The sequence below is a fragment of the Rhizobium sp. 01T437 genome (assembly GCF_056398505.1).
In genome coordinates, this window is the sequence record NZ_JBFTPM010000002.1 from 46,269 (window position 1) to 61,452 (window position 15,184).

13 protein-coding genes are annotated in these 15,184 nt (G+C 60.4%); 1 reads left to right on the forward strand and 12 read right to left on the reverse strand.

Annotation, left to right across the window (positions count from 1 at the left end):
- Positions 1-6 precede the first annotated feature (6 nt).
- The 10 genes from AC1DM5_RS03665 to AC1DM5_RS03710 form a co-directional block, all read right to left on the reverse strand.
- Positions 7-1,305 carry a hypothetical protein gene (locus tag AC1DM5_RS03665; RefSeq protein WP_477821117.1) on the reverse strand — a complete coding sequence of 433 codons (1,299 nt, stop codon included), beginning with the start codon at positions 1,303-1,305 and terminating at the stop codon, positions 7-9.
- Positions 1,302-2,858: a VWA domain-containing protein gene (locus AC1DM5_RS03670; protein ID WP_477821116.1), complete on the reverse strand. Its 1,557-nt coding sequence runs from the start codon at positions 2,856-2,858 to the stop codon at positions 1,302-1,304. Before AC1DM5_RS03670 ends, AC1DM5_RS03665 begins: the two co-directional genes overlap by 4 nt.
- A complete protein-coding gene (locus tag AC1DM5_RS03675) occupies positions 2,855-3,844 on the reverse strand; it encodes a vWA domain-containing protein (protein WP_477974611.1) in 990 nt (329 codons plus the stop codon). Before AC1DM5_RS03675 ends, AC1DM5_RS03670 begins: the two co-directional genes overlap by 4 nt.
- Positions 3,831-4,343, reverse strand: coding sequence for a DUF4381 domain-containing protein (locus tag AC1DM5_RS03680; RefSeq protein WP_477821115.1), 513 nt, complete (start codon positions 4,341-4,343; stop codon positions 3,831-3,833). Before AC1DM5_RS03680 ends, AC1DM5_RS03675 begins: the two co-directional genes overlap by 14 nt.
- Positions 4,343-5,296 (reverse strand): DUF58 domain-containing protein, encoded by a 954-nt coding sequence (locus AC1DM5_RS03685; RefSeq protein ID WP_477821114.1) that lies wholly within the window; start codon positions 5,294-5,296, stop codon positions 4,343-4,345. The genes AC1DM5_RS03680 and AC1DM5_RS03685 overlap by 1 nt, the downstream gene beginning before the upstream one ends.
- Positions 5,293-6,270, reverse strand: coding sequence for an AAA family ATPase (locus AC1DM5_RS03690; RefSeq protein ID WP_477821113.1), 978 nt, complete (start codon positions 6,268-6,270; stop codon positions 5,293-5,295). Before AC1DM5_RS03690 ends, AC1DM5_RS03685 begins: the two co-directional genes overlap by 4 nt.
- Before the next feature lie 72 nt (positions 6,271-6,342).
- Positions 6,343-7,968 carry an arylsulfatase gene (locus AC1DM5_RS03695; protein ID WP_477821112.1) on the reverse strand — a complete coding sequence of 542 codons (1,626 nt, stop codon included), beginning with the start codon at positions 7,966-7,968 and terminating at the stop codon, positions 6,343-6,345.
- Positions 7,969-8,154: 186 nt separating this feature from the next.
- Positions 8,155-9,369: an alpha/beta hydrolase gene (locus AC1DM5_RS03700; protein ID WP_477821111.1), complete on the reverse strand. Its 1,215-nt coding sequence runs from the start codon at positions 9,367-9,369 to the stop codon at positions 8,155-8,157.
- A 161-nt stretch (positions 9,370-9,530) separates the two neighbouring features.
- Positions 9,531-10,634, reverse strand: coding sequence for a glycosyltransferase family 2 protein (locus AC1DM5_RS03705; protein ID WP_477821110.1), 1,104 nt, complete (start codon positions 10,632-10,634; stop codon positions 9,531-9,533).
- A 70-nt stretch (positions 10,635-10,704) separates the two neighbouring features.
- The gene (locus tag AC1DM5_RS03710) at positions 10,705-11,616 is read right to left on the reverse strand and encodes a glycosyltransferase (protein ID WP_113181746.1); all 912 of its coding nucleotides are present in this window, start codon (positions 11,614-11,616) and stop codon (positions 10,705-10,707) included.
- A 283-nt stretch (positions 11,617-11,899) separates the two neighbouring features.
- On the opposite strand from AC1DM5_RS03710, the gene AC1DM5_RS03715 reads away from it, so the two are divergent.
- Positions 11,900-12,196, forward strand: coding sequence for a hypothetical protein (locus AC1DM5_RS03715; RefSeq protein ID WP_477821109.1), 297 nt, complete (start codon positions 11,900-11,902; stop codon positions 12,194-12,196).
- A gap of 29 nt (positions 12,197-12,225) precedes the next feature.
- Here AC1DM5_RS03715 and AC1DM5_RS03720 read toward each other — a convergent pair whose 3' ends face one another.
- Positions 12,226-13,677, reverse strand: a complete 1,452-nt coding sequence (locus AC1DM5_RS03720; protein WP_477821108.1) for a hypothetical protein — start codon at positions 13,675-13,677, stop codon at positions 12,226-12,228.
- Between the two features lie 133 nt (positions 13,678-13,810).
- Positions 13,811-15,178 carry a polysaccharide biosynthesis/export family protein gene (locus tag AC1DM5_RS03725; protein ID WP_113322670.1) on the reverse strand — a complete coding sequence of 456 codons (1,368 nt, stop codon included), beginning with the start codon at positions 15,176-15,178 and terminating at the stop codon, positions 13,811-13,813.
- Positions 15,179-15,184: the final 6 nt, after the last annotated feature.

Below are 15,184 nucleotides of genomic sequence, written 5' to 3' on the forward strand. Positions count from 1 at the left end.
CCGCCGTTAGGCAGGCGATCTTCCATCGACTGCGACCGGATTGAGCGGCGGCAGCGCCGATCGCTTTTTCTCATCGATCACAGCACCGTGGCGGACAAGGGCTCTGGCGATTGCGCATCTATCAATATTGGTACCCACTTGGGCCGCAAAAAGTTTGCGTTCCAGAAGATCGATCTGCTGCTTGAGGTCGGCAGAGCCCTCTCTTGCCAGCCAATCGGCGATGGTTCGGTACCCGAGTTCCGATGCCCAGGACTGAAGGGCTGCATAGATCGCGGTTTCGCTGCCGGTCCTGATGATCTGCGTTATTTGGCGAAGGTGATGGGAGCGGGAACTATCTCCGATATCCCGATGTTTCGAGCGCCATGCGGCGAAACGGGGTGCGAACCGGCGGACGATGAGGACGGCAGCCGCCAATGCGACGGCGATTGCGACAATGAGCCAGATGCTGCGCGGGCGCGACGAGGGGTTCTCTTCCTGTGAAAGCTGTGGAGCGATCGCCTCTTTGGCCGCTGCGGCGCCGACCGTGACTTTCACATCGGGAAGTGTCGCGGTTTTCTGCGTTTTGCTGTCGACATCGAACCACGGGTAGGAGACCGCGGGTATGTCGAATGTTCCGGCAGTGGCGGCGGTATAGATGATGGTTTCGGTGTGTCTGCTGGCCGTTTCCCTGTTGATATCTATGCCGTCTTCTATCCTCGGCGGCTTCACATATTGCTGCAGCCCGGATGCGCTGCCGATGTTTACCGGCGGCATCATCATTGCCTGTGTGTCCAGAGCCGTGACGGTGACGGTCCGCGAAAGCGCATCGCCTGCCTTCAGCTTGGCCGGATCACGATCGAAGGATTGTTCGATTGTCAAACCATGGGCCGCAAATACCGGCTGGTTCGGGAGGGAGCCGCCGCCGACCGTGAAAGAAATACCCGGCATGGTGACGGTTGCCTTTGTCGGCTTTCCTTCCACGGCATAGCCAAGCTCGATCGGGATATCCGGCAGGGTAAAGGGGCCGGATACTTCCGGCACGATCGCATAACTGCGGCGAATGCCGGAATATTGCACGCCGTCGATGGTCTGCATCAGGTTGAAACTGCGCTCCTCCGGTAGGGTCACCATGGCGTTCGGAACATCGAATAGGGGAAACTGCGGCGACGAGGTGAAGAAGTCGGGTACGAAGACATCGACCGTCAGGCGCACCTGCTGCCCCGGCACTATCTCTCCGCTGCCTTCGATGGCAGCGCGCGCAAATGGCTCGGCAGCCAGCGCGCTTCCCGATATCACCAGCCAAAACAGCAGAGCAAAGCGCGTCATTGCTTTTGCTCCTGCGCTTCCATTGCGAACTTGCGTGCCATCAGGTCGGCCGGGCTCACCTGAATGTTCTTCATCCACATCTCCGACGTCTGTTCGGCGATGCTGATCTGCCCTTCCTTGCCCTGCTTTCCCTCGTCGTCGAACTGGACGCTGTCGGGCTTTTCGTTCAGCTCCTGCGGTTGCTCCTGTTCCTTCTCCTGCTGCTCTTTCAACAGCCTTTCGGCGATGACGAGGTCGGCCTCAGCGTCCGGCCAGTCCTTCCGTTCTTCGATCGCCTTCTGGTAAGCCGCGACGGCCTCTTCGAATTTGCCGAGATGCAGGAGTGTATTTCCCTGATTGTACCAGCTTTCGGCCGTATCGACGGCTGCGAAGGTGTCGAGCGCATCCTGAAAATGGCCAGCCCGGTAAAGCGCGACGCCCTTCCACATGGGATCCCGGAAATGGCCGGCAGCCCTCTCGAAATCGTCCTGTTCGAAAGCCAGTCGCCCCTGCTGGTCCGGCGTCAGCCATAGATCCATGAAGTCAGCCGCTTCCGCCGGAGACGGCGTCAGCAGGCGGATCGCGAGAAGCAGGGTGCCGACCCTGACCACCCAGCCGCGCCGGAAGGAGAAAGCAAGCAGAAGGGCAACAGGCGCGACAAGCCACCAGCCGACATCCCGCCAGCGGGTGCCCTCGGAAGTCTGCGCATCCGAAAAATTCGTGCTGATGCGCTGGCCGATCCAGCGCACGTCCGTATCGTCGTCCGTGATCGTAGCGACGTCTGCCCCCGTCGCCGACTGTACCTGTTTCAGGGCCTCGACATCGAGTTTGGGCAGGATACGCCCGCCGCCCGCACCGGTCAGAAAGTTGCCGTCGGCCGTCTTGACCGGTCCACCTTCGGCTGTCCCTATGCCGAGAATGACGACGCCATTGGCATTTGCGGCCTTCAGCGCATTCAGTGCCGCCGGTTCGATTCCATCCGTCAGGAAGAGGATCGTGCCGGCCATGCCCTCAGTCTTGAAAAGGTCGTTCGACAGCGAAAGCGCAGCTGACGTGTCCTTGCCGGGCTTGGGCATGATGCGTGTCGCCAGCGCATCCGAGTAGCTCTCGATCAAGGACGCATCCTCCGTCAGCGGTACCACGAGATGGGCGCTGCCGGCATAGGCGACGATTGCGGTTTTTGCTCCGGGTCGCGCGGCAAGAATATCGCGGATCTTGAGCTTTGCGCGTTCGATGCGGCTGGGGCTGATATCGATCGCATCCATGGTCTGCGAAAGATCGACGGCGATGACAAGAGGCGCTGTATCCTCGACAAAGGGCGGGGCCTCGCGCTGCCATGTCGGACCTGCTGCTGCGATCGTGCCCAAGGCCATCAGACCGGCGAGCAGCCACGACGGATTGATCCGGCCACGACCGATGGGCTCGACGATCAGCTTGTCGAGCAGGTGCGGCGCGATCATGCTCTTCCAACGGTCGCGAATATCGTCTGAGCGTGCTGCCAGCCAGAGGATGAGAGGCGGAACGAATAGCGCCAGCAACCACCATGGCCGCAGGAAATGCAGATCCGTGATCATGCCACTGCCCTCCTGCGGATCAGGCCGAGAGTGCCTGCGAAGAGGTGATAGAGTGCGAGAATGACGATCGCGGCGCCAAGCGGCCAATGGAACAGTTCGATACGCGGCCGCCAGGACAGCACCTTCTGTTCATCAGGCGTGATCTGATCGAGAATGTCGTAAATGGTTGCGAGCTGGTTCTGGTCGCCGCCGAAGAAATAACGGCCGCCGGTATCTGCGGCTATCTTCTGCAATGTGCCCGTGTCCAGCTTGTCCTCCCCTGTCGCGGCGGGATCGCCGATGCCGATCGCATGGATGGTGATGTTATTCCTGCCGGCGATCTCTGCCGCCTTCAGCGGCGGCATCTTGCTCGCCGTATCATTGCCGTCGGTCAGCAGGATCAGGACTTTTTCGGGGACAGTGGTCTTTTCGAACATTCTGAGCGCGAGACCGATCGAATCCCCGAGCGATGTGCGCGGGCCGGCGATACCGGGCAGCAATCCGTTGATCATCATCCGCACGAGATCGTGGTCCATGGTGAAGGGGGCAAGCGGGTAGGGCGCATCGCCGAAAGCGATAAGACCCAGCCGGTCGTTGGGTCGTTTCGTGACGAAATCGGCAACCACGGTTCGCACGGCGTCGACGCGCGCTCCCAGACTGCCGTCGGGTACCGGGAAATCACGTGTCTCCATCGATTGCGAGAGGTCGAGCGCCAACAGGATATCGCGCTGCGGCTCTACCTTTTCGAGAGGTGGCTCGACGAATTGCGGCCGGGCGAGCGCCAGCACGACAAGGCACCAGGCGAGGCCCTCGGCGATTGTCTGCAGCCAGGCTCGCTTAGGGACGACGGAACCCTCGGTCGGCTGAACGCCGGCGGCGCGTGTTACCTGATCGAAGAAGGGCAACCGGATCGATGCCGATGTTTCCCGGTGCGGCGGCAGCAACCACCAGATCAGCAGGGGAAGCGGAAGCAGCAGAAGCAGCCATGGATGCTCAAGCTGATACATGGTGCCTCCTGATCCACCGTCTCGAATGGACGATGAGCTCATTGGCGCTATCGGGAGGAAGGGCGGCGATGGCCGTACCGTCGTGATATTCGAGATCATCGAGCAGGCGGGGCAGCGCCTTGTCCGCTCCGTGGCTGTCCATGCGTTGTAGCCACGCCTGACCGGTGAGGGCGGCGACATCACTCCTTGGCCATGCCGCGAGCGCCGTGCGCTTCAACAGCTCCGACAGTTCGTGGACACCCTTTTCGCGGTTCGCCGGACTGCGAATGTCGGCTTCGATGCCATCAAGCAATCGCAGGGCTTCCCGCCGGTAGGCATTGCGGCGATATCGCCTGAGCCAGACAAGGAAGACCGCCAGAACTGCAATGGCGAGCAAGACAGCAAGTGCAGCCCAACCCCAGGTCTGAGGCAGCCAGGAGACCGGCGGCGGAACCGCAATGTCGTGCAAAGAGCGGAAGGCTGTCTCGGTCATCGGATCGAGCTGGATTTTCGGCTCCATCAGCGCCTCCGCTGCCGCCAGGCGGATTGCTCGAGCAGGCGGCGAAGCTGCGGCGCCGTCTCCTCGGCAGTGGAGACGGGCAGCATGGGCAAGCCAAGTTCTCGTTGCCATGCCCGCAATTCGCGGCCGCGATTGCGGGCGAATGTGTCGATGGATTTGCGCACGCCGGCCTGGCTGAGCGACAGTTCCGCCTGCAACCCTCCGCCGCTGACGACGATATCGGCGGATTTAGGAAGCTTCAGAAGAAAGGGGTCGTAGATCAGCAAAGAGATCACGTCGTTGCGAGCCGAGAGCGCCAGCAGCAGATCGCGCGTCGTCACGCCGTGCCCGCCGAAATCGCTGATGATGACGATGAGATGATCGTGATGGGCGACACCCGCAACGCGTTGCAGCACTTCGTCCAGCGAGGCCGGAGAGGGCGCGCCCGCAAAGCCGGCGTTCAGCGCCGCGTTCTTGGCGGCAATCTTATCGGCAAGCGCGATGACGGCGTTGCGGCTGCGATGCGGCTTCACCTCCTCTATGTCGCCATCGCCAAAGATGAAGCCGCCCACCCGGTCGCCCGACCCCAGAATGCGCCAGGCGCAGAGCATGGCGGCCTCGGCAGCGGTCACGGATTTCATGGCGCGGCGGCTGCCGAAGAACATGTTGATCCGCTGGTCGACCACCAGGATGGCAGGCCGCTCCTTCTCCTCGCCGTAGATTCGGACGACCGGTCTGCTGGTGCGGGCCGTCACCCGCCAGTCGATGGAACGGATATCGTCGCCCGGCAGGTAATCCCGCAATTCCTCGAAGATCAGGCCGCGGCCCCGCAGCGCCGATTGCATGCGGCCGGCGAGCTGCTGGTGGCTTTTCGCTTTCTGGACAAAGGTCAGGTTGCGGGCGCGGCCCTCGAGAGCGACGAGCTGTTCCGTCGTAACGTAGACGCCATCGCTGCTGAAGGCCGCGCTACTCATGAGACCGCGACCAGTTCGGTAATGCGGGCAATGACCTGATCGGCGGTGGTATTGGCGGCATGTGCCTCGTAGGACAGGATGAGGCGATGGCGAAAGACATCGTTGACGATGGCCTTCACATCGTCGGGGGTCACGTAATCGCGGCCTTTCAGCCATGCGTAGGCGCGCGAAACCTTGTCGAGGCCGATGACGCCGCGCGGGCTGACGCCGACCTGCAGGAGCTTTGCCAAGTCCTTGTCGTAACGATCCGGATAGCGCGTGGCGAAGACGAGGGCGACCATGTATTTCTCGACCGGTTCGGAGACCGTCACCGCGCCGATTTCCTTGCGGGCATCGAAGACCGCCTGCGGATTCAGGCGTTCCGCGGCTGGAGCGATGCCTTTGTTATGGGCGGCGTTCTCCTCGTCGCGGTTGAGCCGCATGATCGCGGCTTCCGATTGCTCATCGGGATAGTCGACCTCGACATGCATGAGGAAGCGGTCGAGCTGGGCCTCGGGCAGCGGATAGGTGCCTTCCTGTTCGATTGGGTTCTGCGTCGCCATGACCATGAAGAGATCAGGCAGCGTATAGCTTTTGCCGCCAACGGTGATCTGCCGTTCTTCCATCGCTTCGAGCAGGGCCGATTGCACCTTGGCGGGCGCGCGGTTGATTTCGTCGGCGAGGATGAGATTGGCGAAGATCGGTCCCTGCTGGAACTTGAACTCGCCCTTGCCGCCCTCGGAGAAATAGACTTCCGATCCCGTGATATCAGCAGGCAGCAGGTCCGGCGTGAACTGGACGCGCGAAAGCTCTGAATCGAGGTTTTTTGCCAGGCTCTTGATCGCCCTCGTCTTGGCAAGGCCTGGCAGGCCCTCGACCAGCAGATGGCCATTGGCGAGCAGCCCGAGCAGCAGCCGTTCGACCATCGTCTCCTGTCCGATGATCGATTGGCCGATACGCTTGCCGAGATCGAGGATGTCGTCACGTGCCGTCATATGCGCTCCGCGGGAGTTCGAATTGCAGGCGCGACAGAATTCGCCGCGCCTGCGGTCTTTCGCCAGGCGATGCTATTGGGCGCCAGCTGGGCTCTGCTCGAGCGATCGCATCAGCGCCTCAACCATCTGGTCGACGCTGAAGCTCGCCGAACGTTGGCTTGGCGGGAATTCGCGGAAGGTCTGGAGGAATGGCGCAACACGCCAGACGCCGTACTGGATGAGATAGGCATTCTTCGCCAGCCAGTCGTAATACTGGTCGGAGACGACATCGGCTCGCTCGTACGGGTCCATCCTGAGATTGAAGACCTTCGGTGCGCGCAGGCAGACGAAAGGATTGGCCCATACCACGAAGCCACCCGGCTCCCGCTGTTCGCAGAAGACGATCTTCCAGTTGTTGTAGCGATAGGCGACGAGCTGTCCGTCGTCGTTGAAGTAGTAGAAGTCCTGACGGTTCGATTTCTCTTGCTGGTCCGTGAGATAGGGAAGCTGGTTATAGCCGTCGAGATGGACCTTGAATTGGTTGCCACCGATCGTCGTGCCTTTTACCAGCTCGTCCTTGATGCCTGGGTCGCCGGCCGCGGCAAGCAGCGTCGGGAACCAGTCGAGGCCGGACATCATCTGGTTGGAGACCTCGCCGGCCTTGATATGGCCCGGCCAGCGCACCAGGGCGGGAACGCGGAACGCGCCTTCCCAGTTGGTATCCTTCTCGCTGCGGAACGCCGTGGTAGCGGCATCCGGCCAGGACCATTGGTTGGGCCCGTTGTCGGTCGTGTAGACGACGATCGTATTGTCGGCGACGCCGAGATCGTCGAGGGCTTTCAAGAGCTTGCCGACGTCGCCGTCATGCTCGATCATGCCATCTGCATATTCGTTGCCGGGCATGCCGCTCTGGCCCTGCATCGACGCCCGCACATGCGTGAAGGCATGCATGCGGGTCGTGTTCATCCAGGTGAAGAAGGGTTTGCCCGCCTTGACCTGCCGGTCCATGAAATCGATCGCCGCGGCGGTCGTCTCATCGTCGATGGTTTCCATGCGCTTGGTGTTAAGTGCACCGGTATCCTCGATCTTTCCGTCTGCCGTTGCCTTCAGCACGCCGCGCGGTGAGCTGGTGCGGACGAACTCCTCATCGTCTTTCGGATAATAGGGACGTTCCGGCTCCTCTTCGGCATTCAGGTGATAGAGGTTGCCGTAGAATTCATCGAAACCATGCTTGGTCGGCAGGAATTCGTCGCGATCGCCAAGGTGGTTCTTGCCAAACTGGCCCGTCGAATAACCGAGCGGTTTGAGGGCCTGGGCAATGGTGATGTCACGCGCCTGCAGGCCAACGGTTGCGCCGGGAATGCCGACCTTGCAGAGACCGGTGCGCAGGCAGACCTGGCCGGTTATGAAGGTGGAGCGGCCCGCCGTGCAGCTGTTCTCGGCATAATAATCCGTGAACATCAAGCCTTCCTTGGCGATGCGATCGATGTTGGGCGTGCGATAGCCCATGACGCCGAAGGAATAAGCGCTGATATTCGTCTGGCCGACGTCATCACCGAAGATGACGAGGATATTCGGTTTGTCGGGCGTTGCTGGCGCTGCCGTTGCGGCAGGAGCCGCCTCCTGAGCGTAGGCAATCGAAATGAAGGGGGCAGCGGCGAGGCTCGTTGCGATTGCTGCCGTTGCCGAAAGAAGTCTCCCGGAGAGTGTCGTGGCCATCACGTCCTCCCCTTCGCAAGGTCGTTCAACATTACGCTCTCCCTGGTGTCGGGCAGGGAGGACCCCGCCGGAACTGGATCGTCGCCATTCGACCGCGAGAGACTTCTACTTTGAGGTCGTTTGCGGAAGTACGTTACCGTAAATGCCGGTGTTGCGAGACGTAACCGCCCACGTAAATCGCGCTCGTTACTGCGTCAGCGGCTTCGATTGCGGATCGGCGCGAAGTGTATCTTCGACTTCTACTGGTTTTGCGGCGGCTGGCAGAGGCCGTTCGACGATCGTCAGCGGTGCTGCGACCGCCGTGCCGGCGACCTTACCCACTGTTTGCACCGTGCCTCCTACGACGGCGGCAACGCCCTCGCCGAAGGTGATGTTGGAGTCCGTCAGGGGCTGGCCTGTCATCAGCCGCTGGCCGATCAGCTGAACGATTTCGGGGCTTTCGGCAAATTTGCCGTGATTGAGCTTGTCACCGGTGTCGACCTTCGTCAGATCGATGGCCGTAATGCCGGCCTCTTCCAGCCGGCTGCGATAGGGTTCCTTGGACGGGTCGATGGCGCCCAGCCGGGATACTTTTCCGGTGATGAAGCTTGAAACTGCTAAAGCGCGATCATCCTGCGAAACGAAGATCGTGAATTTCGGATGGGGTGTGCCCATTTCCACGAACTGCTTGGCGAAAACCTGTATGTCGATATCGGGCGAGGCAAGAATGACGTCGCGGATCTTGGTGTTCACATGCCCGTCACGGATGCCCATCTGGCGCAGAGATTCCATGGCGAGCCAGGTTCCCATGGAATGGGCAAGAATAGTGATATCCTTGACGCTCGGATCCTGAGCGAGAATCCGCAGCGCTTGTTCGAGTGCCGTGCGCGAATAGTTCGTGCTTTCCTTGTCGTATTCATAGGCTGTCAGCTGTGCACGCGAAGGCCAGGTGAAAAGGACCGGCGTCGCCTTCATGCCGCTGTCGTGGACGATCTGGGCGAGGCGGAAGACGGAATCCTCATAGGTATTGTTGAAGCCGTGTATGAAAACGAGTGCGTGGCCATCAACGAGATGCTGTTGGAACCAGGCACGCCCTTCCGCCCGCGTCTCGAGCTGCTCGACCCGCGTGACCGCGAAATCGGTCGCTGGGTTCGGCGGCAGCTTTTCGGGCCATTGTACGGTGCCAGCCGCACGCTTCGGCGGAATGGAAATTGCGATATCCGTCAGGTAGGGTTTCGGACTGCGCTCCCCATTGAAAAGCGTCGCAGGATTTGCGGAAGGCTGACGGGTGGTCGCCACCAGCATCTCGACCTGTGATGTTTTTGGAGTATTGGCGGTGAGGGCGACAGGGGTCATCACCCCGGTCGGATGGCCGCAGCCTGCCAGCACGGAAAGTGCGGCGAGGAGAGTGCGTCGCAGCATGATCACTTCCTGGTTCAACAGTCCGGCACTCTAGGCAGCGCTACAGCGCGGATGGAAGTAAGTTACCGTAAATGCGGATGTTAATACGGATGTTTAAGGTAGCCTCGGCAGCAGCGACCCGGAGTCAAGGGCCGGCCGAGGCGCTATCCTAATGTACGAATTCAACGGGAAGCTTGCGCTTCGCCCACGATGACTGTGTCTCCCTGTGCCGGGGCACCTGCTTTTTCCTGTGAAAGCAGACTCTGCTGCCGCAGGTCGCTGTCGGACGCGCTGCGCCAGAGTTGCCAACCCTCGCCCTGTATAAGACCGCTGTCGGAGAGATCCTTCCAGTGGTGATAGGTGCTGGTGCCCGTGTAGACGAAGTTGCGAGCGTCTTCGGGGGAAGAGTACATCGTGTACTCGGCAGTATGCTCCGAGCGGTTGGCGGGATCAGCGACCTTGTTGAGGAAGCTCGACAGGAACTTGAAGTGCAGGAGGGCGCTTGTGATTCCGACGGCGCCGCGCATTTCGCCAAGGTTCAGGGCGAGCGGCCAGACCTGGTGCGAGGATTTGAGATAGAGGCGTTCACCGGATACGTAGATCAGTGGGATCTTGTTGAGCGCGGGGCCATCCCAGATGCGGCCGCGAAAATAGACACGACCGCGTACACCGCCCTTGATCCAGATGGTGCGGCTGTTCTTGTCGAAATGCGATTCATAGCCTGAGCGGTCGAAGAGGCTGCAGACCTCGAGCGGATTGCGGCCGGGCTCGCAGATGTTTTCGCTGACGGGATCGCGGCTGTACATGTCGATCATGACCGAGCGCAGCGAGCGGGCACCGACGGATTCCATATAGGCGGTCAACTGGCTGATCGAACGCGTATCGCAATGCGGATAGACGAGAAACTCATCCGCATCGACATAGAGAACCCATTTTTCCTGGCAATGGCGGTTCATGACCGCGTTGATCCAGTCATTGCCGAAGCGCGCTGCCTTGTAGGAACCGGTGGCTGACAACAGCGAAACATCCTGCATGCCGGACAGGAGTTCGGCCGTGCCGTCACTCGAACCATTGTCGATGCAGATGAAGTGCTCGACACCGAGATCGCGATAATATTGCAGGAAGAACTCCATCCGGTGTCCTTCGTCGCGGATCACGCAGATCAGCACGTGGCGTGCCTGCTTCAGGCTGTCGCGCAGCCCGGCATAGCCGACCTGGCCGGCCTTCAGYGAACGGCGCAGCCGCGCCTTGGCGTAGTGCGAGATGCTGGTCGTCAAAGCACTCATTTCTGCTCCTGAACACTGGTGCCGGCTTTAAAGACCGGCTCTGCCTGCAGGGGATCGGGCCGACTTTTCGTCAGACGACATAGTCGCCCGCGAGCAGGGTCTGGACGCGCGGATTGGGCATCTCATTCTGAAGGGCATGCCTCACGCGCTCGCGCATCGAACGATATTTGTAGACCACCTTGCGGTCGAAGCTGATGCCCCGGTAGAGCGCGTTATAGGCTGGGTGTGTCTTGCGCAGATCGATATAGACTTGGCTTTCGGTATCGCTCCACGGGAAGAACGTGCCGTGCCAGGGCTTGGGGTGCGCCATATAGTGGACGATGGCGAGCGAGGACATGTCCACCAGATGCAGGAACTGCTTGGGGAAGTTCCAGCGGTTCGACACCAGGATGAGCGAGGAGCCGCAAACATAGTTCAACGCGCCCTGATCATGCTTGCCGTCGCATGCTTCCGGGTTCGTGGCAAAGAGTTGCAGCGCTTCCGGCCCGATCCAGCCGTCGCGGTGGAATTTCAGAACGCCGGCATTGAAATAACTGCTGTCCTTGCCGTTTTGCAGCAAGCCATTGATAGATGTGTAATCGCGGGCCGCGAAGAACTTTCCAGGCGGCGCGAACGCATTTTCGAGATCGGCAAGGCTGCTGACGATCTGCGTGTCGCCATCCAGGTAGATGATCTGGGTATAATTGTCAGGCAGGATCTGGGCGAGTACGAGCTTGGCCATGGTGCTGACGCTGATACGGCCCATGAAATGCGAACCATCGAGCTTGCCGAGGGATTGGTGCAGTGCTTCTGTCGCATCCATCAGCTTGACACCGCTCAACGCCAGCAGGCTCTTCAGCTCCTCAAAATTGTCCAGATGTTCCGACATAAGAACACAGACATCCGTCTCAGGATTTGCAAATTTTCGGGCCTGCAGCGCCGAGAGAATAGTCGGAAAAGAATATTCGACATCCGTAACGTAGGCCACGCACTGATTACTCATGGTACAATCCTTCTCGTAGTTCTTTGTCGGCAGGTGTCTTTATTGAGTCTGTAAAAAATTTCTCTTTGTCGAGTTGCTGTCCTGTACTTGTTACAAGCGGGTAATTTCTCGTCCGGTCGGGAGCCAATCGTGCCTCGTCGGCGTTTTGATCACGGCGGATTGTGAGAAAATTAACCATTGCTATCGCTCCACTACCAAAAGCCGGGTGTTGTGGATTTAGCCCTGTAATGTGAAGATCGGCACGGGGCGCATGTGGGACGATAGAAAGGAATAAGGCATCGCAATGCTGAACGGCACGATCATTGTGATACTGATTTCGCTCGCAGCCGGAGCGGCCATTCGCGCCTGGGCCTTCGCTATTTTCGCGATCGTTGTAGCCCTCGGTTTCGGCATCGTGGCTCATCAAAACGCGTCGCTGCTTGAAGCCGCGCTTTACGGTCTCGCTATCCTCGTGCTGATGCAGGCCTGCTATGTAACGGGTGTCTTCCTGGCAGGGCTTTGGCGCCGCAGCCGCAAGCCGTCCAAGGAGAGTGCGATCGTCGACCCGGCGCCCGTGCCGAGCAAGCAGCAGCAGGGCTGACATCACCGACATGTTTTCTGCCCCGCACATCATCGTGATGGAAATACCGGCGTACTCATCAGAGATGCCGGCGTCCTCTGCAGACGGGCCATGCGGTTCTGCTGCCCGTAGGGGGCGGTCAGGCAACCGCTTGCAAGCCCGGCCGTGATGCTGAAAAGCAGGCCGAGGTCGGTGCTGCTTCCGGAAATCGTCGCCGAGGCAATCTGCGCGACGGAAGCGAAAACGGCAGCCATCCCAATCGCCCGGTTTTCACGGCTCGCCAGTTTGCTGCGAGCAGCAGCCGTCAGGAGGCTGTAAAGGAAGAGCACGAATAGAACCGTCCCGGTGAGCCCGACGTTCGACAGAAGTGCGGCGGCGAAGCTCGATGCGCGCACGGTGCCGAGGCCTGCCCCGAAAGTGGCCGTCTCCACGAAAGAGACTAGCGCCAATGTGTTCCAGGCGGTGCGCTCCTCGCCGGATTGCGATTCTAGCTTGTTAGCTAGGGTGACGTTCGCCAAATCGCCGACGGCGTTCCACGCGCTCGGGACCAGGGCCACAGCCATGATCACGCAGGGCACCATGAGCAGAGTGATAAGAAGGAAGGTCGCATAGGGACGTGTGGCCTGGCCGCTCAAAAGCCGCTTGAGGCTAAACAGGATCGCAACACCGATCATGAAGAGGCCGGCGACATAGGCCGTCGTCGAGGTGCAAAGGATCAGGGTCAGGCCGACCGATACCGTTGCAAAGCCGGTGAAGCGGCTCGGGAAGCGCTCAAGCCAGAGGATGAGGGTGAAGCTGAAAAACACCAGAGCCGCGGCACCATAGGCACTTGCTTCTGGGAAGGAACCGACGATGCGCTTGAAGCCGCCGATGACCTCGGCTGTGTGCATCGTATAGTTGGCGTTGCGCATGAAATCGAGCAGGTCGGGCTGACCTATCGTGAACGTCGCAATATCGAGCAGGGCGAAACCCAGGCAGACGAGCGCCGTGACGATGAGCTGGCGGGCGATGAAGCGCCCGTGCCCGAGCCGGGCAAAACCGCAGACGACAGCGAAGCAGATGAGGTCGCCGAGCAGGTAGACGGACTGCGTGAGATTGGAAGAACCCGGCGCCAGCGGCGATGCCATGATCGACATCAAGCCAGAACTGCTGCGTGCGGATGAATAAACCAGTGTCGCGCCGGCGAAAATGCGGGGCAGGAAGAAGGCCGATACGGCGGAAAACAGAACATAGGCCGCAAACCAGAAGCCGGGGCCGGGATAGGCCAGGCTTGTCAGGGCCGCCTGTTTCTGGCGCGGACGCAGCAACACACCGATCGTGACGAAGAGCAGCAGCAGATGGCTCGGCTGAATGCTGCTGCCGCCGAGTGCGGGAAGCTGGAAGGCTGCGGCTGCGCCGAGCAGCGTGGAGATGCAGAGCGCCGTGATCGCAAAGCGGGATCCATAGTAGACGAGCGCCAGGCCGAGCAGGAAGACGAGGAAGCCGATCGGTTCAATTGTCATGCCGCTACCTCCGAACAGGGTCGAAGATTCTCTGCCGTCACGCCACGCAGACCCTGCGTGCGGCGCAAAAAGACGGCAAATGCAGACATGAACTGAACTCCGACGCTAACAGGCATAATCCTACAGTGGTCTCCTAGTTCGATCCCGTCTGCGATACCCAGTTCGGACGGGGCGCATCGCTTCGGGCTACATTAGGGATGAGGGCGGCGGCGGGCTGCTGCGGCTGCGATGCAGCAGATGAGGCATCGGCAGCTGCCTCGACGCCGATCTCGATGATGTCATGCGGCAACAGGGCGGTGTTTTCATCTGCCACGATATTGGTGTAGCTGCCGTCCTCGTTGCGGCGAATGATCTTGAAGTTCTTCTTCGTCGTGCCGAGGAGCGTCGATTCTGCACCCATGCGGGCGAGTTCGGCGCTGTATCCGGCCTGATCGCCGAGGAGTTGCGCGACCTGCATGTCGATGCCCGCCTTGTTGATGGCGAGGCTGAGCGTGTTCAGCTCCTGCTGGTTTTCGGCGTTCCGCTTGTTGATAATAGTTGCCTTTTCGCGCTGGCTCTCGTTCAGCCCCTGGCGGGACTTGGTCAGCGCGATCTCAAGGTCCAGCAGTTCGCTCTGGGTTTCAGCCAGGCCGCGGTCCACCGAATATTGGCGGGTATTGCTGGTCAGGCCCTTGCTGACGAGGCTGTTGACGTTGTTCAGCTCCTGCTGTGCAAGGTCGATCTGCCGCTTCTGGGAGACGATCTTGGCCTCCAGCGACTGGATTTCCTGCGTATAGAGGCGGCTCAGATCGTCTGCCGCCTCAATCTGGCTGTTGGACTCGACAGCCCGCAGGCGCATCAGGTTCAGTTCCTCCGCCTTGAGCTTGTCGATATCCGGGACGCCTGCGATCTCGGCAGGAATGTCGAAATCCGACTGACCGGCGATCTCGGCGCGCAGGCGGGCTGCGCGCATCAAGAGATCGCGACGATTCAGGAGGGCTGAGCGATAGTCGCCGGCCGACTGGATGCGGTCTCGCTGATAGTAGCTGCTGTCGTCACGCGACCGCATGTAGCCGCCTGCAATGCTGACGGCCTTGATGACGGTCATATTGGCCTCGAAGGGATAGCGTCCCGGCCGCTCGATGCTGCCGTTGACGAAGATCGGCGCGTGCTGGTCGATTTCGACAGCAATGAAGGGCCTTCCAGGAAGGTCGGCCTTGTCGGCCAGTGCGTCTGAAATGGCATCCGACAACTGCTCGGTCGTCTGGCCGGAGGCTCTGATTTGACCGGCGATCGGGATCGAAAGATTGCCCGCATCATCGACGCTGTAGGTTCCATCGAGAGCTTCCCAGCTCGCATATTTGGAATCGGTGGAACGCCATTCCACGACCCGCAGCTTTATCTTGTCCTCGGGGACGAGCGTGTAGCTGTCGGCGTGGGCAGCACTCCACCCCATCGCGCAGGTAAAGACGGCGGCAAGGCCAACGAATGGAAGACGATCAAGGAAAGACATGGGCCACATGGCGTC